A 23,771-nucleotide genomic window follows, 5' to 3' on the forward strand; every position below is an offset into this window, starting at 1 on the left:
AATACTTACATTCGTTTTCCTGTACAGCGAGTGTTTTCGCTGAGCAGAACCTGAAATTGAGACTTGAACACACTGCGGTTAATCAGGGTTTTGAACCCGAATCTGGATTAACTCTTATTGTGCTCTCAGAATAGTATCATGGGAGAATTTAAGGCGCCAGCCAGAAATCTTCAGAAAACTGCACGTTATGCAGGATTTCTCACTTCATACCCGCAGGTAGATGCGTTTATTTTTACGGTCAACCTAGTGTTAAATACATATGTTCGACGCCCGTTAGGAACTTTCTAAGACTAAAGAGTCAAACCGGTAGCTTAACCAATACTAAGATTAGATTTAACAAGACCCATGTAAACACCTCTATACGCTGCGTTTTATCTAACCTCGTGCAAGTTTGGAAGGGCGAGTTGCATACAATTTCATCGCATTATTCCGGAATTATCCATAGAAAGTTGGTGTTACAGGAGTGACTGGAGATCATTCGATAGAGGTGCACGCACGTTCGACATACTAGACATGCAGTAAACCTTAACCCTATTGCCATTCACCTTCAAGAAGGCATATGTGAGCAAAAACTCTGCCCAGGGTAGCCACAATCACACTTAGGGGTCTCGCACAGGGAGTGAGGGAGACTTGGGCAAAGAAAAATCCGCACGGGCGTCGGCAAGCGGATGCTTTACCGAGGCCGCAGTGCGGATCCTGGAATAGATTAGGCCTTAGAGAACGGCAGTAACCTCGTAGCCCTTCTCCTGCAGGAGCTGGGAAACTGCCTCGAAAGTATCGCCATCCTTGTCCGGGTTGTAGGTCTCCGGGTTCAGGGCAATATTGGCGGTGTTGCCCTCGTAGCGGACGCTGATGAAGTCGTAGCCGGCTTCGGCATGGGCGGCGTCGATAAGAGCCTGCACGTCGTCGGTGTTGCCCTGCTCAGCAACAGCAACCTGCTCCTGCTCAGGTGCCGGCTCAGCCTCCTGTGCCGGGGTGCCCAGGCCGAAGAATCCCATAATGGTGGCAAGCAGGCCGCTCACAAGCTTGATGATCATTGAAATAACTCCCTGTGTGGTAATGCGCGGGAATAGGGCCCGCGAAAGCTGAAAACTCTCTGCACTTAAAGCAAACTTAACTTTAGCTTAGTATCGAGTTACGTTCAACAGGGAAAGCCTTAATTCACCATGCCATGGTCTTGTGGGCGATTAAGGGACGCTGAAACACCACAGCGCCCGTGCTCCGTCTCAATGACGGGACACGGGCGCTTTTTACTTGGTGAAGGCTAGCTCCCCTAGGGGGACGGGGAGCTAGTTAGGGAATAGGGACCTTGGTTGCCTACTTGGAGGAGCTGGAAGAACCACCGTTCGGGGAGCAGGCATTAGCCACCAGCCCCAGAGCCAGAGCACCAGCAGCAGCCAGTGCAATGCCGCCGCCGACGCGGCCAGCCTCAGACTTCTGGAGCATCACATTGATCTGGTTGGCCTGGCGAGCCAGCGGACCGTTGAAGATACCCAGCTGCTTCTGCAGCGCAGCATTCTGCGCACCCAGCTGTCGGTTGATTCCATCAATCTGAGCAGAAACCTGCTTTACCAGCGGGGAGAAGCCCGGGATATTCATCTGGGAAGCCAGACCAATCGGCAACAGGAACAGCAGCGGGATGCCCACACCAGCGGCAGCTGGGGCACAGCGCTTCCAATCAACATGGGAAGAACCAGAGGACAGGCCTGGCAGAGCGGGAGCGCCCGGTACGGTCGGAGCGTCCTGGCCAGCGACAGTCACGGTTTCCTCGTTGCCATCCTGGTCCTTGACGGTGACCTTGTCGCCTTCCTTCAGGTCGACGCCCGGAGTTACGGACCACTTACCGTCCTTATCGGCGGTGATGGTCTTGGTGGTCTTCTTGCCGTCCTTATCCGTCACAGTGACGGAGACTTCGGTGCCCGGCTTAGCGGTACCGGTGATCTCCTTATCACCTTCGGTGACCTTGTCGATGGAAGGCTTGGTAGCGGTGGCACCATCATCAGTCTTGGAACCGACAGTGGTGGTCTCCTTATTGCCATCCTGGTCAGTGACAATTACTTTGTCACCCTCCTTCACCGGCTCCTCCGGAGCAACAGTCCACTTACCATCATCACCGGCAGTGTCCTTGGACTCAGACTTCTTATTACCGTCCTCATCCTCGACGGTGACAGTCACATCCGTGCCAGGCTTAGCCTCACCGGAAATATCCTTATCACCCTCGTTGACCGGGTCGATGGAAGGCTTAGTCGCCTCGGAGCCATCGTCAGTCTTGGAACCGACAGTGGTGGTCTCCTTATTACCGTCCTGGTCAGTGACAATAACCTTGTCACCCTCCTTGACCGGCTCCTCCGGAGACACAGTCCACTTACCATCATCACCAGCAGAATCCTTGGACTCAGACTTCTTGTTACCGTCCTCGTCCTCAACAGTGACAGTTACATCCGTGCCAGGCTTAGCCTCACCGGAAATATCCTTATCACCCTCGTTGACCGGGTCGATGGAAGGCTTAGTCGCCTCGGAGCCATCATCAGCCTTAGAACCAACAGTAGTGGTCTCCTTATTGCCATCCTGGTCAGTGACAACAACCTTGTCACCCTCCTTGACCGGCTCCTCCGGAGACACAGTCCACTTACCATCATCACCAGCAGAATCCTTGGACTCGGACTTCTTATTACCGTCCTTATCCTCAACAGTGACAGTTACATCCGTGCCAGGCTTAGCCTCACCAGAGATGTCCTTATCACCCTCGTTGACCGGGTCGATAGAAGGCTTGGTGGTCTCGGAGCCATCGTCAGTCTTGGAACCAACAGTGGTGGTCTCCTTATTGCCATCCTGGTCAGTGACAACAACCTTGTCACCCTCCTTCACCGGCTCCTCCGGAGACACAGTCCACTTACCATCATCACCAGCAGAATCCTTGGACTCGGACTTCTTATTACCGTCCTCGTCCTCAACAGTGACAGTTACATCCGTGCCAGGCTTAGCCTCACCGGAAATATCCTTATCACCCTCGTTGACCGGGTCGATAGAAGGCTTGGCGGTCTCTTCACCGTTGTCCTTGTCCGGGGTCTCATCCTTCTCGAGCGGGTTGGTGCCGGCCTTAACCTCATCGCCATCGTTGACGCCATCACCATCGGTGTCGGCCTCATTCGGGTTGGTACCAATCTCAACCTCGGTACGGTCAGTCAGACCATCACCATCGGAGTCAGCCTTCGTCGGATCCGTCGGCTCATTGTTGTACTTACCGTTCTCGGAACCATCCAACTCCTGCTTATCGGAAAGGCCATCACCATCGGTATCCGTCTTGGCAGGATCAGTACCCTTCTCCTTCTCCACGCCGTCGTTCAGGCCATCACCATCGGTGTCAGCCTTCAGCGGATCGGTGCCATTCTCGACCTCCTGGCCATCCTCGACGCCGTCGCCATCAGAGTCAGCCTTCGTCGGATCAGTACCGAGCTCCTTTTCTTCGCCGTCGCTCAGGCCATCACCATCGGAGTCAGCCTTATTCGGATCAGTACCGTCCTCGGCCTCCTGCTCATCGGAGACACCATCACCATCAGAATCCTTGGCTGTGTCATCAGGGGTCTCGTCAGCAACGGTTGGGTTGGTGCCGGCCTTGACTTCGTCGCCATCATTGACGCCGTCGCCATCGGTATCCGCTTCATTCGGGTTGGTACCAATCTCAACCTCGGTACGGTCAGTCAGACCATCACCATCGGAATCAGCCTTCGTCGGATCCGTCGGCTCATTGTTGTACTCACCGTTCTCAGAACCATCCAACTCCTGCTTATCGGTCAGACCATCACCATCGGAATCAGCCTTGAGCGGATCAGTACCCTTCTCCTTCTCTTCACTGTCAGTCAGGCCATCACCATCAGAATCGGTGTTCTTCGGATCAGTACCGTCCTTGACCTCGTCACCATCATTGACGCCGTCGCCATCGGTATCCGCTTCGTTCGGGTCGGTACCGTGCTCCTTCTCCTGGCCGTCAGTCAGGCCATCACCATCAGAGTCAGCCTTATTCGGATCAGTACCGTCCTCAGTCTCTTGCTCGTCGGAGACACCATCACCATCGGAATCCTTCTCAGAAGAAGATGGGTCAGTTGGATCGGTCGGGTCGGTTGGGGTGCCGCCGGTGCTCTCGGAGTTGTTGTCGTCCTTGCCCTTCTCGTGGCCGTCAACTGGAACCTCAGCCTTTACCGGTTCATCCAAAGATGGATCCTCAACGGTAACGGTAATCGGACCATCGACACCTTCACCCGGAGTAACAAGAATCTCGCCGGTTTCTGGATCAATCTTGGCCGGAATGCCCTTGCCATCTTCGTCCTTGGCAGTCACCGTGGTTTTACCAGTCGGGTTCTCCACCTTTACGCCGGTCGACTGCTCGTCGTCCGTCGGGTCAACGGTGCTTGGCTTGTCAGCTCCCTCGACGGAGACCTTCGGCTGCTCGGCACCATCTTCGTCCTTAGCGGTCGGGCTGGTGCCGGCCTTAACCTCGTCACCGTCGTTGGTGCCGTCGCCGTCGGTATCCGCCACGTTCGGGTCGGTACCAATCTCAATCTCGGTGCGGTCGGTCAGGCCATCACCATCGGAATCCGCCTTAGCCGGATCCGTCGGCTTGTTGTCGTACTTAGTGTTCTTAGAACCGTCGAGCTCTTCCTTATCACTCAGACCATCACCATCAGTGTCAGCCTTAGTCGGATCGGCGCCCTTCTCCTTTTCCTCAGAGTCGCTCAGGCCATCACCATCAGAATCGGACTTAGTCGGATCAGAGCCAAGTTCCTTTTCTTCACCGTCGTTCAGGCCATCATCATCGGTATCAGCCTTCAGCGGGTCAGTGCCATCGGTAACCTCCTGGCCATCCTCGACACCATCGCCATCGGTATCAGCCTTGGTCGGATCGGTACCGCGCTCCTTCTCCTCACCGTCGGTCAGGCCATCACCATCGGAGTCAACCTTATTCGGATCAGTACCGTCAGCTGCTTCCTGCTCATCGGTAACACCATCGCCATCGGAGTCCTTGGCAGGCTCTTCAGGAGTCTCATCCTTCACCGTCGGGTTGGTGCCGGCCTTGGCCTCGTCACCGTCGTTGGTGCCGTCGCCGTCGGTATCCGCCACGTTCGGGTCGGTACCAATCTCAATCTCAGTACGGTCAGTCAGACCATCACCATCGGAATCAGCCTTAGTCGGATCCGTCGGCTTGTTGTCGTACTTAGTGTTCTTAGAACCGTCGAGCTCTTCCTTATCACTCAGGCCATCACCATCAGTATCAGCCTTAAGAGGATCAGTACCCTTCTCCTTCTCTTCACCGTCATTCAGGCCATCACCATCAGAATCGGCCTTCAGCGGGTCGGTGCCGTCCTCAATCTCCTGGGCGTCATCGACACCGTCGCCATCGGAATCGGCCTTGTTCGGATCGGTACCGCGATCCTTCTCCTCACCGTCGGTCAGGCCGTCACCATCAGAGTCAGCCTTATTCGGATCAGTACCGTCAGCTTCCTCCTGCTCATCGGAAACACCGTCACCATCGGAATCCTTGGCAGGCTCTTCAGGAGTCTCATCCTTCACGGTCGGGTTGGTGCCGGCCGTGACCTCGGCACCATCGTTGACGCCGTCACCGTCGGTATCGGCCTCATTCGGGTTGGTACCGATCTCAATCTCGGTACGGTCAGTCAGACCATCCTCATCAGAATCAGCCTTCGTCGGATCCGTCGGCTCATTGTTGTACTTACCGTTCTCGGAACCATCCAGCTCCTGCTTATCGGTCAGACCATCGCCATCGGTATCGGCCTTGAGAGGATCAGTACCCTTCTCCTTCTCCTCGCCGTCGGTCAGGTCATCACCATCGGAATCAGCGTTCTTCGGATCGGTGCCATTCTTGACCTCGTCACCATCATTGACGCCATCGTCATCGGAGTCAGCCTTGTTCGGATCAGTACCGCGCTGCTTCTCCTCACCGTCGGTCAGGCCATCACCATCGGAATCAGCCTCGTTCGGATCGGTACCGTCCTTGGCTTCCTGCTCATCAGTAACACCATCACCATCAGAGTCCTTCGCAGGCTCGGAGTTGTTGTCATCCTGGCCCTTCTCGTGGTCGTTGACCGGAACCTCAACCTTTGCAGGTTCGTCTAGGGAAGGATCCTTGACGGTTACGGTAATTGGGCCATCAACGCCCTCACCCGGGGTAACGAGAATCTCGCCGGTTTCCGGATCAATCTTGGCCGGAACACCGTTACCGTCTTCGTCCTTGGCGGTCGCCGTGGTTTTACCAGTCGGGTTCTCCACCTTTACGCCGGTCGACTGCTCTTCGTCGGTAGCATCCACCGGGGTCTTGGAGGACTCGTCGACAGCTACCTGCGGCCCTGCCGGCTTATCATTCTCATCATTCGGATCAGTGGGGGCAGAGTTGCCCTCAGCATCAGTGTTATTTACCTCGTCGCCGTCGCTAACGCCGTCATCATCGCTGTCGGCATTAGTCGGATCGGTCGGCTCGCCGTTGTTCTTGGAGCCGTCGAGCTCTTCCTTATCGGTCAGACCATCACCATCAGTGTCGGCCTTCTTAGGGTCGGTACCCTTTGCGGCTTCTTCCTTGTCCGTCAGACCATCCTTATCGGAGTCCGCGGAGGCGTCCTTGACCACGAGCGGGAAGGTCTGGGTACCGGTGCTGTCACCATCGGTGACCTTGACGGTCACGTTATAGACGGCCTCGCCGTCTTGGGTCACAATGTCAGCGGTGTCTTTCTTATAAGCAGGGGTACCGGTGATCTTGCCGTTTTCATCGATGGTGATTCCCTCAGGTGCACCAACGAGCTCGTACGTGGGGTTAGACAGCTCCGCATCGTCAGCGGTCTTGGCAGAAACCTGAATCGGGTCAATGGCGTCATCGGACCAGGTCTCTTGGCCTTCAATCTTGTCAACGACCAGATCCTTAGGAGCCGGCTTCTCGTCACCTGCTGGGACCTGAACAACGATGGTGTCGGTGAATTCTTCGCCGTCGATAGTAGCGGTAACCGGCAGCTCAAAGACCTGAGCCGGGGCACCCGGCTCCTGCTTGGGAACGGTGATGGTTGCAACACCGTTCTCATCGAAGCTCACGTCTGTACCCTTAGGGGCGTTGGTGGTATCTGCCGTGAACTTAGATCCCTCAGGCAAGGTATCCACGGGCTCACCGTTGAGAGTCAGCTTCGGAGAAGCCGTAGCAGTGGCGTTCTCGCCGTCCACGGCAAGGTTCTGCAGTGCCGGGTAGTCAACGCCGTAGGTCTTATCGGCCTCAGGGTCGGTTGGGGTCTCCGGCTCAGATGCGTCCGCAGCCTCAACCGTTACGGTTGCCGGCTCCGACGGCTTCTTACCATCCTCAGTTGCCACGGCCTTAATCTCGTCATCGGCCTTGAGTTCTTCGCCCGCAGGAATATCTGCAGTGAAGATGCCCGGCTTGTCCGCATCCTCAGTAGCGGTGACTTCCTTACCAGACGGCAGGGTTACCTTCACCTCGCTGCCTGCAGGAGCCGTGACAGTGACCTTGGTGTCATCAGCCTTTACCGGCTCGATGGACGGGGTCTCGGTTGCTTCGGTCGGGGCATCCTTGGTGGCCTTGAACGTGCCACCCTTGGTGCGCTCACCATTCGGGGACTCCGCAACGAGGGTGTACTCCGTACCGTCTTGCAGTTTAAGCTTGCCGGATTTGAACTCGCCCTTTTCGATGGCGGCGGCGTCGGCAAGCGATGCAACGTCGATAGCGTCAGCAGCCTCATAGTTAAGGTTGCCGTCTTCGTCTTCCTTCAGCTTGTTAGTCGGCACAGCGACAATCTTGACCGGCGCTGCTTCCGCATTCGTGACATCAAGCAGCGGGATGTCCTTGCCCTGAGTGTCCTTATCCTGCTCACGCTTAATGGTGCCCGACAAAGATTCGATCTTCGGGAGGACTTCCTTCTCACCCGGCTGCGGAGCAGCAGGCTTGAAGGACTTCGCGTCTACCGGATCGGTGCCATCGGTAAGGACCTCGACATCGTCGCGAACACCATCGCCGTCGGTATCTACAGCCGACGAATCGGTACCAAGTTCACGCTCGTAGTCGTTAGTGAGCCCATCCCCATCGGAATCCGCAATGTTGAGGAAGTCGGACTTGAGCGTGTTCCTCAGCAGCGTCGGCTCAGCACCGCCGTCTTGCTTTTCGTCGTTCGGCAGGGTCTTAGGCCACTTGTCCGTAAAGTCCACCGAGATCCAGGAGGTGGTGTCGATACGCTTACCGTACGGGGAATTGGCGAGGTTTTCCGCGCCCTCTTCAAGCTGGTACTCGATGGTAAAGCTGCCGGTGGCGTTAGACGGGAAACCCACGATGTTGCTCGTGTTGACCCACACTTGGTCCTTAGTCTTTGCGTCAATGTCGGTCCCGTGTGGGACGTAGGACAGTTCGGGGCGAGTTGCGGTAGTCGCGAGCCCTGTCTCCTTGTCGAAGTCCATCTTCCACTTCTTCGCACCCTTAAGTGGATTGCCTTCCATATCAGACTTGTAGACCGTGACGTCGGTAATGTGTTTCGCTACATCAGGGCTGATGTACTCGTTAAGAATCCAGTTCCAGTACCGGTTGCCAGAGTAATCAAAGAACGAGAACGTGCCGGTGGCGGTGGACTTAATAGACCCGTTCTCCTGGTCGTACTTCAGCTGCTTAGTGATACCGTTGTTGCCGAACACACTCTCTCCCGCGCCCGCGAAAGTGCTTGAGGGAATGCCGTTCTTCCCCGCAAGCTGACTCTTGCTAACGAGGTTCACGTGCTGCACAGAGTTATTGAAGATTCGACCATCCTTACGGACCCAGTAGTAGTCAACCTGCGAACCCACTGCCGGAAGGCCAAGATCCTCAATCTTCTTGCCATTCTTCAAGAAGATCTGAATATAAGAAGCATACGGGACACCAGATGCGCCAGGAAAGTTCCTAGTGTTTTCGAACTTCAGTCCCCACTCAGAGCCCTTCGGATCACGCTTGGTGAATGAACCCTGTTGGTCACCATTCACACCCACCAGCTCAATGCGGGCGATCTGGGAGTAGAGGGCCGCATCACGGAATCGGATGTACTGGCCGTTCGCATCCGTATCCCCCTCCGGGGTCTTACCGGTATTCCAAATCGCCTTCCTTAGATGCGGAACCTTGAAGACGTACTGCGGGTTATTTTGCTGCGCATCCACAAACTCCGGCACAAGGCCGGCATAGAGCAGTCCATCGTCGGTACCGTTGTCATTTACACGACCTGCAGCAGCCGGAACATAGTTGCCATTGGCGTCGGTGATATCAGCTGCAGCAGCTACTGCCGCATTTTGCGGTGCAACTACAGGGTGAACGAACGGGGCCACAAGAGCCACAGAGAGAGCGGCCGCGGCAATAGTCGTGCCACGGCGGCGTACGGCCGTGCGCATAATGTGCTTCTTGTTCATACCAAGAAGTCCTTTCCTTAAAACACGAAGACTTTGAGTCGCACGAGGTAGGGAGCGACTATTTAAGAGGATGTTTCCGCTTCTTTCCTCCCGGAAGCGGCGAGCACCGTAAGCTCCACCAAGCGAGGTAAGAGATTAGGGAGAACCTACCGTTCAGCTCACGTGTGATAGTAGCCGGTTTCAGAAATTATGGTTAGCGTACTGTTGGCTGAAAGTTCCTTAAATTGGTTCACCGTCAACATCGCGAAATTTTCATTACGGTTGAGCTGCAGAAAGAATGTTATCGGTATTATCATTAGGATAAATGTGAGTTATCACACTTCTGTGTTGAAGTTTCCAAAACGTATGCATCCAAAGAAATGTGCAGGTCAGTGCAAATTTTTATGCTTATCTCATTCCTAAATCACTCTCAGCCAAAACCTACATTGGCACCGAATTAAAGACATTTCTTGCTCCATAAGAATTCTCTCTAGTTTCTGCGAATCGCAGGATCCCACAAGGACATATTGGGCAACAAAACTAAGAACCCCGCCACGTAGCACAAGCTACGCGCGGGGCTCTCACACCACGGCGGTAGGAATTACGCCTTACTGGTCCTCCATTACATCGTGGCGCACGATGGTCTGATCGCGGCCCGGACCAACGCCGATATAGGAGATACGGCAGCCAGACAGCTCTTCCAAGCGCAGGACGTAATCCTGGGCCTTCTGCGGCAGCTCCTCAAAGGTGGAGCACTCCGTGATGTCCTCATCCCAGGCCGGCATGGTCTCGAAGATGGGCTCGGCATGGTGGAATTCGGACTGGGTAAGCGGCAGCTCGTCGTAGCGCTTGCCGTCGACGTCATAAGCCACGCAGATCGGAATCTCCCCGATGCCGGTGAGAACGTCCAACTTGGTCAAGAAGTAATCGGTGAAGCCGTTGACGCGGGTGGCATAGCGCGCAACAACGGAGTCATACCAGCCACAGCGGCGCTTGCGGCCGGTGTTCACACCAATCTCGCCACCGGTGGTCTGCAGGTACTCGCCCCACTTATCAAAGAGCTCGGTGGGGAACGGGCCGGCACCCACGCGGGTGGTGTAGGCCTTGATAATGCCCAGCGAGGTCTTGATGCGCGTTGGACCAATGCCGGAGCCCACGGAAGCACCACCGGCGGTCGGGTTAGACGAGGTCACGAACGGGTAGGTGCCGTGGTCCACGTCGAGCATGGTGGCCTGGCCGCCCTCCATAAGCACGTGCTTGCCAGCTTCGAGGGCTTGGTTGAGCTCCAGCTCGGCGTCGATAACCATCGGGCGCAGGCGGTCGCGGTAGCTCAGGAAGTACTCCACAATCTGGTCGGCCTCGATGGCCTTGCGGTTGTACATCTTCACCAGCATCTGGTTCTTGATATCCAGCGCGGATTCCACCTTCTGGCGCAGGATGGACTCATCAAAGATGTCCTGCACGCGGATACCAATGCGCGCGACCTTATCGGCGTAGGTCGGGCCAATGCCGCGGCCGGTGGTGCCGATAGCGCGCTTGCCCAGGAAGCGTTCCTGCACGCGGTCCAGGGTCTGGTGATACGGCGCCACCAAGTGCGCATTGGCGGAAATCTTCAGGCGCGAGGCGTTCGCGCCGCGGGCCTCAAGGCCATCAATCTCATCAAAGAGCGCCTCAAGGTTAATTACCACGCCATTGCCCAGCACCGGGGTGGCGTTCTCGGACAAAATGCCGGCCGGCAGGAGCTTCAGCTCGTATTTTTCGCCGCCTACCACGACGGTATGGCCGGCGTTATTGCCGCCGTTCGGCTTGACCACGTAGTCAACCTTGCCGCCGAGGATGTCGGTCGCTTTGCCCTTGCCTTCGTCGCCCCACTGGGCGCCGACAATGACGATCGCTGCCATTGTTTAGTCACTTCCTCATTATTGAAGCCAAAATACTCTCCAACTTTACACTTTCCCGGCGCAAAAAGCCCGCGTAGCATTGTCCGCATGCGTTTTTTGTTCCTCCGCTGCGGCGCCCCGGGCGTGGCCATGCCTGCCGACGCCCACGACCTCTCCCCCATCCCTACCCGCAAAGAGCTCTCGCTTATCGACGCCTTCCTCAACCCCCTCCTTCCCACAGACCCCACTCCCTCGCTCGATGACATCGCGGCGCAACCCGACGTCCGCCACCTCGGTGCCCCTGAACCTGCCCCACAGGCCCCGCACTTAGCTGAGCCCGCCCGCATCGTCGTCGCCGGCTCCGACGCCGCCCTCTCGGCCGTACTGACCCGCCTTATGCGCTCCGACCGTCTCTGGGCCGAGGTCGCCTTCATCCCCGTCCCCTCAACCGCAGCCTCCACCACGTCCGCGGCCGCGCAGAACTGGGGACTTCCAACCGACGCGGCCGAGGCCCTCGAGTTCGCACGCACGGCCCCGGTCCGCCCCGCGCCGCTCATCCGCAATGACTCCGGCCTCGCCGTCGCCGGCTCCGCCACCATCTCCGACGCCTCCAATGGCTCTTTCACCGGCGAAGTCATCATCGACGACCACACCCTAGCCGCCACTTCCCCCAAAACCTTTGGCGCACGCCTCGTCCCGATGACCGACGCCCCCGGCATCCTCGCCGCCCGCGCCATCTCCCCCGTCGAGTCGCAGGGCCGCCTGCGCTCGCTCCTGCGCAAGCCCGGCCAGCTCGACCCCGAATCCGTCAGCACCGGCCGCGCCGTCCAGGCCGGCGGCCCACAGCTGCGCGTCATCGTCGATTCCGTCCCCCACAAGCGCCCGGTGACCCGCGTGACGTTCTACCGCCACCTGCGTGACCTCCAGATCGTCCGCCCTTAGCCCCAAGCGACGCCCTTGCCTCCGCGCGAGGACGTTAGTCCTCGCGCCCCCACACCTCCGGCGGGTAGGCCGGGTGCTGCGAGGTCGGCACAAGGTGCGCCACGGCCGATTCGCGCGAGAGCCCGCACACCATCAGCATGTCCACCACGATGGAGCGCGTCTGGCCCAGAATCATATAGGCCGATAGCGTGCCTTCCCTGTCAATGATGTCCAGCCCGGCGCGCCCGCCCACGATGCGCAGGCGCTGCACCAGGTCCGGAATCTCAATCGCCTCATCGTGCCCATGCTTCTTGCCCTGGCCGTAGAGCTCACTAATCGCGAGCATGATTTCAGAAAGCTCATCGAGCAACTCCACCTGCTCATCCGAAACCTTGTCGCGGTCCTCCGTCAGGCCCAGCGCCTGGCGGGAAAGCACGCGCACGCCGCGGACCGCGTTATCCACCGGCAACAGGATGCGCTCCAGCGAGCGAATGCTGCGGCGCGACGCCCACAACAGCGGCGAAACTTCCGAGGCCTCCCTACCCGATTGCGCTGCGCTCAGCAGGGTATTGACGCTATCTTGCGTACCGCGCACCGCCTCGCGCGCGTCGCGGATGACGCCGGGGTCTTGGTGGCGGATGCCATAAGTGACGTCGGCAAGAATGCTCGAGGCAACCTTAAGCACCTTCGACACCTCGCGCCGCGCCTCCACCAACGGGGAATTGGGAATCAACGCAATGGTTATCAAGCCAATGCCCGAGCCAATCATCGCGTCGATCGCGCGGTGCAGGCCGCCCGGGCCCTCCGTGGGTGGAAAAATCGTCGCAATCAAAATCGCGCCAAAGACAATCTGGTTGGTCACCAGCGGCGACTTGGTCAAAAACGAGCCCACCACCAGGCCCGCGCCCACAATGAAGAAGATCTGGAACGGCCCTTGGCCCACAATCTGGAAGAGCAGGTCGCCCACAGCCACGCCAATGATGCCGCCAATCGACATCTCCAGCGCCTTTTTCATCCTGTCCCCACCGGACATCCCCAGAATGATGACCGCAGAAATCGGCGCAAAGAACGGCTGCGGGTGCCCCACCACATCGCCGGCCACCCAGTACGCGAGCGCCGCGCCGATGGTCGCCTGGATGATGTAGACAAACCGCGAGCGGATGCGGTTGACCCGCGAGAGCACCGAGCGGTCAATCACCCGCAGCTTCTGCCGCGTTGAGACTCTTTCCTTCGCTTCCGACATGACTTCCAGCATAGAAGACCGCCCTTACCATTGCCGCCGGCCCCGCGCATCTCGGCCGTCGGCTGGCTTGTGGATAGCTCTTGCCGACGCCCCCTTTTCCCTCACCTATCCACAATTTCCCCTTTCCCGCCCGCGCACCGCTTGTTCAGCCCTCGAGCTCCTTTTAGCTTCGGCCATGTGAACACCGAATTTCTCTTGCTATGCCGCCGCGGCGTCGATCTCGTCGCCGAATTTCAGGGCTGCTCCGAAGACTCACTCCTCGAGGCCGGAGCCAGCCCCCTTCTGGCTGCCCAGCTCGCCCGCCTGCAACATGTCTATTTCGGCCGCACGTCCAATAGCCGCAAGCAGCACCTCGCGCGCGACGCCGCCCGCAGCCGCGCTCACGACCTCGCCACACTCGATAGCATTGAGTCCTATACCCGCCGCGTGCGCGATACCAACCGTGCCTGGGACCTGCGCCTAGAACTCTGTCGCACCGAGGCCCGCCTCATCCCCTCCGTGGCCAAGAAGCTCCTCAAGCAGCTCAATCCGCCTCGTCGTCCCGAGCCCGGCGTGCGCTATACCCGCCGCCCCGACGGACCCCACACCATCTCCATTACGGCCGATCCCACGGATATCGCCGATATCAAGGGCGTTCTCTCCTCCGTCAACAAAGATGATCCCCTCGCCGCCGCCAAGAAGGTCCTCCTCGAGGGCAACCCCGGCGCGCTGCCGGCCGTGCACACCAACGTCATCCTCACGCTGGACCAGCTCGACCGCATCGTCGCCGCGCCTGCCGACGCCTCCGATATCACCCTCCAGCTCACCAACGGCGCCCGCATGACCGGTGCGCAGCTCGTCGCTCGCGCCTTAGCCCAGCGCGGCTACGTCAGCCTGGTCCACCCGGAGCACGGTCCGGTGAACCTGTACCGCACCGAGCGCATGGCCACGTGGAAACAGCGCATGCTCGCCGCGGCCGAGCATCCCGTGTGCGCGTGGCCGGGCTGCAATACGCCTGCCGACGACGCCCAAGTCCACCACCTCACCGCCTGGTCCGCCGGCGGGCCCACCAACCAAGAAAATCTGGTCACCTTGTGCGCGCACCACAACGCCGTCAACCAAGATGACCCCTCCCGGCCCACGGAACGCGGCCGCATGGTGCGCATCGATGGCCGCGTCGCCTGGATACCACCGTGGAGCAACACCCCACGCTTCGTCCCCAGCCCCGCTAGGCCGCCAAACCCGGCCCCTAACCACAACCCCAACCCCAGCCCCAGCTCCAGCGCCAGCTCCACAGGCAACCCCTAACTGCGCCGGCCGCTCACCGAGTCGCCGCCCAGACCCGGTCCGGAGCCGCCCCGGCCGAAAGTACGAAAAAGCCGCCTCCCACGCGGGGAAGCGGCTCATTCGGCATGCCTATATGCGAGACTGCCTCAACTTAGAACATGGTGGCCAAATTACTTGGAGATGGACTTGCCCACGGAGTGCAGGTCCTGGCAAGACTCGATGACGCGCTCGGACATGCTCTGCTCTGCCTTCTTCAGGTAGGAGCGTGGGTCGTAGGCCTTCTTGTTGCCAACCTCGCCGTCAATCTTGAAGACGCCATCGTAATTCGTCATCATGTGGCGAGCAATCGGGTTGGTGAAGGCGTACTGGGTATCGGTATCCACGTTCATCTTGATGACGCCGTAGCCCAGAGCCTCTTCGATCTTTTCCTTCTCGGAGCCGGAGCCGCCGTGGAAGACGAAGTCGAAGGCGTACTCGTCCTCACCCAGGCCGAGCTTCTTCTGTGCGACCTTCTGGCCCTCGAGCAGGACCTCCGGGCGCAGCTTCACGTTGCCTGGCTTGTAGACGCCGTGAACGTTGCCGAAGGTAGCGGCCAGCAGGTAGCGGCCCTTCTCGCCGGTGCCTAGGGCATCGATGGTCTTTTCAAAGTCCTCAGGGGAGGTGTAGAGGTTAGCGCCCGCCTTGGCCTGGACGCCGTCCTCTTCGCCGCCGACGACGCCAATTTCGGCCTCGAGGATGACGTGCGCGTTCTTAGCCTTTTCCAGCAGCTCCTGGGCGATGACTAGGTTCTCGTCGATGGGGATAGCGGAGCCGTCCCACATGTGGGACTGGAACAGTGGGTTCTCGCCGCGGTCGACGCGCTCCTGGGAGATGGCCAGCAGCGGGCGGACGAACTCATCGAGTACTTCCTTCTGGCAGTGGTCGGTGTGCAGCGCGATATTCACGCCGTAGTGCTTGGCGGCCTCGTGAGCAAATGCGGCCAGTGCCTGAGCACCCTTGACCTTGTCCTTCAGTGCCAGGCCGGAACCGAAGGCGGCACCGCCGGTGGAGAACTGGATAATGCCGTCGGACTCGGCCTCAGCAAAGCCCTTCAGAGCTGCGTTAATGGTCTCAGATGAGGTGCAGTTGATTGCTGGGAACGCGAAGCCGTTCTTCTTCGCGGTGTCCAGCATCTCGTTATAGACCTCAGGGGTTGCAATTGGCATGAGTTTCCATCCTTAAAAAGTGGGTTTGTGGTCAAACACGTTCCAACAGCCAAGTATGCCCGTTTCACGGAAATTCTGCCGCAAAAACCGTGTGACATTTTCAACCCGGTCATTTCCGAGACCAATCCACCCCGACAAGCGTGGGCTATTTAGCCATATTTCGCGCGACGCGGGCGCAAGCCTCCATCAGCATCCAGCCGGAAAGCTGCACGGACAAATCGCGCTCATCTACGCGAATGATGCCGACCTTCTCACTCATGGTGCGCCGGCCGAAGCCGTAGTTATGCGGCAGGCGCGCATCGGACAACCAGTCGGATCCGAAAATCGGCAGGCCGTCGACCTCGAGGCGGTGTTCCCACACCGATTCGGCCGAGGCCACCACCATGCGCGCGGCCAGCTTCTTCGTCGCACGGTTGGCGGGGGAATCGCCGGGCAGGCGCACGGCGACGTCGGCAAGATAGCGCATCAAAATGCCTTTAAACAGGCCACCGTCACCATCGCCGGTCTCCCAGTCCACCACGCCGGAAGGCGTAGCCATGCCCGAGGCCACGGTCTGCACCAAGCCCCGAATGCGGATGATGTAATCCATCATCTCGGAAGCCATCTCGGCCTCCTGCACGCTGTCGATCTGTTCCAAATCGCCCACGCCGGCCTTTTCCCGCAGCGCCAGCACGATTTCCAGGCACGCGCCCAGCACTACGCCCTGGCAGTAGGGGTGGATGTTTTTTACCACCTCAGGGCCGTCCATGCGCATGCGCACGCCGTCCATGATGTAGCCGTCGTCATCCAGCAGATGGTCGTAGATCCAGTCAACGATGTGGCGTGCTTCCTCAATGCGCCCCATGCGCGCGAGCATGATGGCGCCCGGGCCGTTGGAGGGCACGTTCATGAAATTCTCGCCCAGGCGCCACGGCAGCACGCCCAGCGTTTCATCGAGGCCTTCGTGGATATTGCGCTGCAGGGCCGCCAGCCGCTTCGGCGTCTTTGTCTTCTTCAGTTTCTCCACGCGGCCGAAGGCCAGCGCGAGCCAGGCCTTGTCGTCGTAGTACTTATTCTTGGTCAGCTGCGCGAGGTTGCGGATGCGAATGCCGCGCAAGGTGTCATAGATGCGGTGGCGGCGCACCTTGGTGTTTTTGCGCAGCGCCGCATCAACGAGGCAGTCCAGGTAGTGGGCCTGCCACCAGTAGTGCCAGTGGACAAAGAGCTTTTCCTTCGTGGTGGGCGGCCAGCTGACCACGGCAAGATTGGTGCGCGGCAGGCCCCATACGGAGTGCGCGTGGCGCTCGTTGATGGCGGCCTCTGCGAGTTCGGCGCGGTGGGCCCACTTTTCTTCCACGGTTCCTCAATCACTCCAGTCGCACGGGTAGATATAGCTAGTTTAACGATCTTCCTACCAGGAGTTGGCCAGATCGGCGTGCTGGCGGATCCAGGCGTGCATGGCAATGCCGGCCGCAACGCCCGCGTTGATGGAGCGGGTGGAGCCAAATTGGGCGATGGAGCAGGTCATCACCGCGGCATCCTGGGCCGCTTGCGTCACGCCGGGGCCTTCCTGGCCGAAGAGCAGCAGGCTGCGCTCCGGTAGCTCGGCCGTTTCCAGGGGCACGCAACCGGGGGTGTTATCGATGGCAACGACGGTAAGGCCTTCCTCGGCCGCCCACGCAATAAGCTTCTCGACGCTCTCGTGGTGCATCAAGTGCTGGTACCTATCCGTGACCATTGCCCCGCGGCGATTCCACCGGCGGCGGCCGACGATGTGCACGGTATCGACGGCGAAGGCGTTGGCGGTGCGCACGACGGTGCCGATATTGGCGTCGTTTTCAAAGTTCTCAATGGCGATGTGTAGGCTATGCCGGCGCTTATCGATGTCCTCTTTGATCGCCTCCCTGCTCCAGTAGCGGTAGGCGTCGACGACGTTGCGACGGTCTCCTTCGGCAAGCAGCTCAGGATCGTATTTCGCGGCCTCCGGCCCTTGCGGCAGCGGACCTTCCCAGGGGCCTACGCCATGGCGGCCCTCGTTCCACTCGGTCGGCCCCTTGGCCTGGTCGGCCGAGCTGTCTGCGTTAGGCGAGGTCAAGGTCGCCCAGGCCCAGCAGGGAGCGGTACTCGAGGCCTTCTGCAGCGATGACGTCGCCGGCACCGGTCTCGCGGTCCACAACGGTGGCCACACCCACGACCTCGGCGCCGGCCTCGCGCAGCGCGGCCACGGCGGTCAGCGGGGAGTTTCCGGTGGTCGTGGTGTCCTCTACGACGAGGACCTTCTTGCCTTCTACGTCGGCGCCCTCGATGCGGCGCTGCATGCCGTGCTTCTTGGCTTCTTTGCGCACGACGAAGGCGTCGATATCGCGGCCTTCGGCATGCATGATCGAGGTAGCAACCGGGTCGGCGCCGAGCGTCAGGCCACCGACGGCCGCGAAATCCCAATCTGCGGTCAGCTCGCGCAGCAGGGCACCGATGAGGCGGGAGGCTTCATGGTGCAAGGTAGCGCGGCGGAGATCCACGTAGTAGTCAGCTTCCTTGCCCGAGGACAGGGTCACCTTGCCGTGGACGACGGCTAGCTCCTTGACCAGTTCAGCGAGGCGGGCCTTCTTCTCGGCGTCCAGGTTTTGGGCATGCGCGTTCTGGGCGTTGGTGGTGTGAGAATCCACAGTCATCTGCTCCTTGTCGTGGTTCGTGGGCGGCGGCCGGCCGCCGGTATCGGACTCTAGGCTACTCTCCCCGGCGCGGGTCCGATTCCTCGGCCGCGGACTCGCTTGCCGGGGTGGGGTCGACTGGGTTGGGGTCGGCCGCGCGGGGGCCGTCGGTGGTGGAGTCGGCGGAGGGGCTGTCGAAGATGGAGGCGGCGCGGAACTGCTGGCGCGGCAGGCGGGCGGTGTGGGAATCGGGGGTGGGGCGCTCGCGGCCGTCGGCAATCGCGTCTACTTCATCGCCGCCGAGGGCGCTGTGCTCGACCGGGCCGCGGGTTTCGGAGTAGGCGCGAGACGGCATCTGCAACGGCTCTTCCGGCCGTTGGATGACGGGTCGCTCGAATTCGGGCGCGCCTGCGGCCGGCGCGCCGCCGACGACCTCGACGATGGGCTGGGCGGGAATCTCGCGGGCTGGGTCCAATTCCTCGAGGCGCACCACGTGGGTGGCCGAGGAACGCGGGGGGAGGACGCGGGCGGCGTCGGCAAGCAGGGCGAGAGGTGGCAGCATCGCATCCCATTCTGCGGAGCGTGCCTGCTTCGTGGTCTGCGCCAAGACCCACTCCGTTTCCATCCACAGTGCGGTAACGGCTTCGGGCATTTGCTGCAGGGCGACGTGGACGCGCTCATCCACCATGCGCTCGGTCACGGCGCTATCCGAGGAATACACATCGAAACCCTCGATGGTCATCGCCAACAGCAGGTCCTCGGAGGCCTTCGCGTCGTCCCGGTCGAAGCGACGGAAATCCACGACCATGTCGGAGGCCGCTCCGGTGCGCATGGCCATGACGTTGACGCCGTCGATATCCATCAACAGCATCTCGTGGCCGTACACATTGCCGGCGACAATGTCTTTGGGAGCCGCTCCCGTGGAGGCCACTCCCCTAGTCCATTCGTCTACGAGGTAAGGGTCGGCCTTCATGAATTCAAATCCCTTGGCTTCCGCCCAATTGCGGCGCTCGCGGCGCATGGTTCCTGGCAGGATCGGCCGGTGGCGTGCGTGTGGCTTGGAAGGCGCGGAGTGTTCGCTCGCGGTCTCGAGGGTCGACTGGTGCTCCGATTCGGGGGTCGGTTCGCGCTCCGGAGCCGGCTCGGGTTCGTCGGTTGACTCAGGTTCTTGCTGGGGCGGGGTCTCGGGCGCGGGCTTGGGTGTGGGTTCCGGCTTGGGTTCTGGTGTGGGCGCGGAAACTGAAGCTGGGGTGGCCGGGTCAGCGGCAGGGCCGCGCTTGGGGGCGACGCTCGAGCCCGAATCGGCAGGCTCGGCCGGGGCAGCGTTTTCGGGTGCGGCGCTGGAGGATGCAGAATCCGTCGGTGTGGGGTTCGTTGGAGTGGCGTCTGCGGGGGCGGGATCCACGGAGCTGGGGTCCGCGTCGGTGGCGGGTGTAGGGGTGGAGGTGCGCTGTTTGCCGTCGTAAAGCAGCAGGGCACCGCCAGCAATGCCGAGAAGAACCGCGAGAGCAAGGATTAGAAAAGCCATCACCCCACGATAGTAGTAGGAACGAGCAAGCCCCCAGCGCTCGGCGCGCGGACGCGCGAGGCTGAGGGCGAAGGCGAGGGGGCGGGCTGGGGCAGTTAGCCGTTGACTGTGAGGCGGTCGCCGCGCTCCACCGGGTTGTGGGGGTTGGCGGACCACTGGGACCAGCCGCCGACATAGTGGCGCAGGCCGGTGAAGCCGGCGTCTTCCATGGCGGCGAGGGCGAGGGCGGAGTGGTTGCCGGAACCGGAGTAGATGATGGCGCCTTGGACGTTGTCGGGGGTGAGGCCGGCGTCGAAAAGCACTTCGCGGATTTCGCCCGCAGACTTCCAGGTGCGCAGGCCATCGTTGTGGAACAGGCGCTCCGGCACATTGACGGCGCCAGGGATGTGGCCGGCCTTGAGGTCGAGGTTCTCGCGGCGGCCGGCGAAGCGGTTGCGGGTGCGGGTATCGATGAGCAGGCCATCGTGATTGCGCACGTCATCGATGGTAGCCACGGGCATCTGGCCGGGGTTGACCTCGGCGGTGGCACCGACGGCGAAGTTGCCAGGGCCGGTCAGCGTGGTATAGCCCAGGTGGCGCCAATTGGCCAAGCCGCCGTCGAGGATGCGGACGTTGTCCAAGCCAGCCCAGCGCAAGGTCCACCAGGCGCGGCCGGCGAAGAGGCCACGGCCTTCGTCATAGACCACGACGGGGCGGTCCTCGCGGATTCCCCACTGGCGGAAGTGTTCCTGCAGCTTATCCGGATCCGGCAGCGGGTTGCGGCCTACCTGGGAGCCGGGCAGGCCGGCGAAGGAATTGGCGGTATCGCTAAACAACGCCGTCGGGATGTGCAGGGAGGTAAATTCGTTGTAGCTCTGGCGCAGCTGGGGCTGCCAGTGGGTGGCCAAGAGGGTGAAACGCTCGCCGTGATAAATGGATTCGCGGAGTTCTTGCGGGGAGACCAAAATGCTCATGCCCCCGAGTCTAAGGGCATGAGCAGGATTTGGCGCGGCGGGCGCTGCGCGGCCGACTAGCGGGCGGCGATGTCTAGTTCGGCGCCGCCATCGGCGACGTCCACGTGAACGGTGTCGCCATCGACAATATCGCCGGCCAGTAGCTTCTTGGCGAGCTTGTCACCAATGGCCTGCTGGATGGTGCGGCGCAACGGGCGGGCGCCATAGGCCGGGTCGTAGCCGCGCTCGGCCAGCCAGGACTTGGCGGAATCCGAAACCTGCAGGGTCAGGCGGCGGGCGTCGAGGCGCTCGGACAGACCGCGCAGTTGGATGTCGACGATGCCGCGCAGGAGCTCCTCCGAAAGGGGCTCGAACATGACCACATCATCGAGGCGGTTGATGAATTCGGGCTTGAAGGCCTTCTTCACCGCGTCCATGGTCTCCTCGCGGGTGCCGCCGGCGCCCAGGTTGGAGGTCAGGATGATGACGGTATTGCGGAAGTCGACGGTGCGTCCTTGGCCGTCGGTAAGCCGGCCTTCATCCAGGACCTGCAGGAGGACGTCGAAGACGTCGGGGTGGGCCTTTTCTACCTCGTCGAAAAGCACGAGCGTGTAAGGGCGGCGGCGCACGGCCTCGGTGAGCTGGCCGCCGGCCTCGTGGCCGACGTATCCCGGAGGGGCACCGACGAGGCGGGAAACGGAGTGCTTCTCGCCGTACTCGGACATATCGATGCGCACCATGGCGGATTCATCGTCGAAGAGGAAGTCCGCCAAGGCCTTCGCGAGCTCGGTCTTGCCCACACCGGTGGGGCCGAGGAAGAGGAAGGAACCGGTCGGGCGGTTGGGGTCGGCCACGCCCGCGCGGGAGCGGCGAACGGCGTCCGAAACCGCGGTGACGGCTTCCTTCTGGCCGACCACGCGGTTGCCCAGCACGGATTCCATGTTGAGCAGCTTCTCGGTCTCGCCCTGCAACATCTTGCCGGCCGGGATGCCGGTCCAGGCGGAAACGACCTCCGCGATGGTGTCCGGGCTTACCTCCTCATCGAGCATCGTATTGCGCTGCTCGGCGGCCTTGACCTCCGCGGCCGCGAGATCCTTTTCCAGCGGTGGAATCTTGCCGTAGTTGATCTCAGAGGCCAGTGCGAGGTCGCCGTCACGCTCGGCAATTTCGGCTTGGCGGCGCAGGTCATCGAGTTCTTCCTTGATGTTTTGGACATCGTCGATGGCCTTCTTCTCGTTGGCCCAGCGGGCCTTGAGCTCGCCAAGCTTCTCGCGCTGGTCCGCGAGCTCGCCTTGCAGGGTGGCCAGGCGATCCTGGGAGGCCGCGTCAGATTCCTTCTTCAACGCCAGCTCTTCGATCTCCATGCGGCGAACGATGCGCTCGAGTTCGTCGATCTCCTGCGGCGAGGAGTCGATCTCCATGCGCAGGCGGGAGCCTGCTTCATCGACGAGGTCGATGGCCTTATCCGGCAGGAAGCGGTTGGTGATGTAGCGGTTGGATAGCTCGGCGGCCGAGACCAGCGCGGAGTCCATGATGCGCACGCCGTGGTGGACCTCGTAGCGCTCCTTCAGGCCACGCAGGATGCCAATGGTGTCTTCCACGGAAGGCTCGGCAGCGTAGACCTGCTGGAAGCGGCGCTCGAGGGCGGCGTCCTTTTCGATGTACTTGCGGTACTCGTCCAAGGTGGTAGCGCCAACCAAGCGCAGCTCGCCGCGGGCCAGCATGGGCTTAATCATGTTGCCGGCGTCCATGGAGCCGTCGCCAGTTGCGCCGGCGCCGACGATGGTGTGCAGCTCATCGATGAAGGTGATGATCTCGCCCTCGGAGGACTTAATCTCATCGAGCACGGCCTTGAGGCGTTCCTCGAATTCGCCGCGGTACTTCGCGCCGGCGACCATGGAGCCCAAATCCAGGCTGATGAGGGTCTTTCCCTTGAGGGACTCGGGGACGTCGCCAGCCACGATGCGGCGGGCCAGGCCCTCCACGATGGCGGTTTTGCCCACGCCGGGTTCGCCAATGAGCACTGGGTTATTCTTCGTGCGGCGGCTAAGCACCTGGACCACGCGGCGGATTTCTTGATCACGGCCGATGACCGGGTCGATCTTGCCCTCGCGGGCGCGCGCGGTGAGGTCCGTGGCGTACTTTTCTAGGGCCTGGAACTGGTCCTCTGGGTTCTCGGAGGTCACCTTGGCAGCGCCGCGCACGGAGGGGAAGGCACCCTTGATGGCGTCATAAGTAGCACCACGGCCGGTAAGTAGCTCGGCGGCGTCGGTCTTAGAGCCGGCAATCGCGGCGAGGAGGACCTCGGTGGAGACGAATTCATCGCCCAGCTCCCCGGCCAACTCCTGCGATTTAGTCAGGACGTTGAGGCCATCGCGGTTAAATTGCGGGTTGGCCATATTGGCACCCTCGGCCTTGGGATAAGAATCAACGAGCTCGCGGGCTTCCTTGAGCACGGTATCCGGGTCTACGCCGGTGGCCTTAAGAACTGGGGCGGCAATGCCACCTTCTTGGCTAAGAATGGCCGCCAGCAGATGGGCCGGGCGGATATCCGGGTTGCCATTAGAGGAGGCGGTTTGCAGGGCGTCCTGCAAGGCCTCTTGAGTTTTAGTGGTGGGGTTAAATGAGTTCATGTGTGCGTTGCTCCTTCTAAGTTTTATTCACCCACTGTAGGGCTTCACTTAGCACAACGCACCCAGAGTTGAGCCTATTCCACTCAACCTAAATATTTTTTGGGTGTAGGTCGCTCAACTTTGCA

The 23,771-nt window shown here is 60.5% G+C and carries 13 protein-coding genes; 2 read left to right on the forward strand and 11 right to left on the reverse strand.

Annotation, left to right across the window (positions count from 1 at the left end):
- Positions 1-713: 713 nt before the first annotated feature.
- From BJ985_RS07115 to BJ985_RS07125, 3 genes are all read right to left on the reverse strand, one after another.
- The gene (locus BJ985_RS07115; protein ID WP_179387034.1) at positions 714-1,037 is read right to left on the reverse strand and encodes a malonyl-CoA-ACP transacylase; all 324 of its coding nucleotides are present in this window, start codon (positions 1,035-1,037) and stop codon (positions 714-716) included.
- A 280-nt stretch (positions 1,038-1,317) separates the two neighbouring features.
- Positions 1,318-9,429, reverse strand: a complete 8,112-nt coding sequence (locus tag BJ985_RS07120; RefSeq protein WP_179387035.1) for an Ig-like domain-containing protein — start codon at positions 9,427-9,429, stop codon at positions 1,318-1,320.
- A 587-nt stretch (positions 9,430-10,016) separates the two neighbouring features.
- Positions 10,017-11,309: an adenylosuccinate synthase gene (locus tag BJ985_RS07125; RefSeq protein ID WP_179387036.1), complete on the reverse strand. Its 1,293-nt coding sequence runs from the start codon at positions 11,307-11,309 to the stop codon at positions 10,017-10,019.
- 87 nt (positions 11,310-11,396) lie between these two features.
- Between BJ985_RS07125 and BJ985_RS07130 the strand changes: the two genes are divergently transcribed.
- On the forward strand, positions 11,397-12,230 hold the full coding sequence (locus BJ985_RS07130; RefSeq protein WP_179387037.1) for a hypothetical protein: 834 nt from the start codon (positions 11,397-11,399) through the stop codon (positions 12,228-12,230).
- Positions 12,231-12,264: 34 nt separating this feature from the next.
- On the opposite strand, the gene BJ985_RS07135 is transcribed toward BJ985_RS07130, so the two are convergent.
- On the reverse strand, positions 12,265-13,464 hold the full coding sequence (locus tag BJ985_RS07135) for an FUSC family protein (protein ID WP_179387038.1): 1,200 nt from the start codon (positions 13,462-13,464) through the stop codon (positions 12,265-12,267).
- A 165-nt stretch (positions 13,465-13,629) separates the two neighbouring features.
- Between BJ985_RS07135 and BJ985_RS07140 the strand changes: the two genes are divergently transcribed.
- Entirely contained in the window at positions 13,630-14,739 is a 1,110-nt protein-coding gene (locus tag BJ985_RS07140; RefSeq protein WP_179387039.1) for an HNH endonuclease signature motif containing protein, read from the forward strand.
- Positions 14,740-14,888: 149 nt separating this feature from the next.
- Here the strand turns inward: BJ985_RS07140 and fbaA are convergent, their stop codons facing one another.
- From fbaA to clpB, 7 genes are all read right to left on the reverse strand, one after another.
- Complete coding sequence (gene fbaA, locus BJ985_RS07145; RefSeq protein ID WP_005329326.1) at positions 14,889-15,923, reverse strand: class II fructose-bisphosphate aldolase; 1,035 nt, start codon at positions 15,921-15,923, stop codon at positions 14,889-14,891.
- Between the two features lie 145 nt (positions 15,924-16,068).
- Positions 16,069-17,259 carry a glycoside hydrolase family 76 protein gene (locus BJ985_RS07150; RefSeq protein WP_179387040.1) on the reverse strand — a complete coding sequence of 397 codons (1,191 nt, stop codon included), beginning with the start codon at positions 17,257-17,259 and terminating at the stop codon, positions 16,069-16,071.
- A gap of 54 nt (positions 17,260-17,313) precedes the next feature.
- Positions 17,314-17,997 (reverse strand): TrmH family RNA methyltransferase, encoded by a 684-nt coding sequence (locus tag BJ985_RS07155; RefSeq protein ID WP_179387041.1) that lies wholly within the window; start codon positions 17,995-17,997, stop codon positions 17,314-17,316.
- On the reverse strand, positions 17,984-18,574 hold the full coding sequence (gene pyrE, locus BJ985_RS07160) for an orotate phosphoribosyltransferase (RefSeq protein WP_005325539.1): 591 nt from the start codon (positions 18,572-18,574) through the stop codon (positions 17,984-17,986). The genes BJ985_RS07155 and pyrE overlap by 14 nt, the downstream gene beginning before the upstream one ends.
- Positions 18,575-18,629: 55 nt before the next feature.
- Positions 18,630-20,081 carry a TtfA family protein gene (locus BJ985_RS07165; RefSeq protein ID WP_236587119.1) on the reverse strand — a complete coding sequence of 484 codons (1,452 nt, stop codon included), beginning with the start codon at positions 20,079-20,081 and terminating at the stop codon, positions 18,630-18,632.
- Positions 20,082-20,176: 95 nt separating this feature from the next.
- A complete protein-coding gene (locus BJ985_RS07170) occupies positions 20,177-21,034 on the reverse strand; it encodes a sulfurtransferase (RefSeq protein WP_005329334.1) in 858 nt (285 codons plus the stop codon).
- A gap of 56 nt (positions 21,035-21,090) precedes the next feature.
- Complete coding sequence (gene clpB / locus BJ985_RS07175; RefSeq protein WP_179387042.1) at positions 21,091-23,646, reverse strand: ATP-dependent chaperone ClpB; 2,556 nt, start codon at positions 23,644-23,646, stop codon at positions 21,091-21,093.
- Positions 23,647-23,771 lie beyond the last annotated feature (125 nt).

This window comes from Corynebacterium tuberculostearicum (assembly GCF_013408445.1).
In the GTDB taxonomy this organism is placed as follows: Bacteria; Actinomycetota; Actinomycetes; order Mycobacteriales; family Mycobacteriaceae; genus Corynebacterium; species Corynebacterium tuberculostearicum.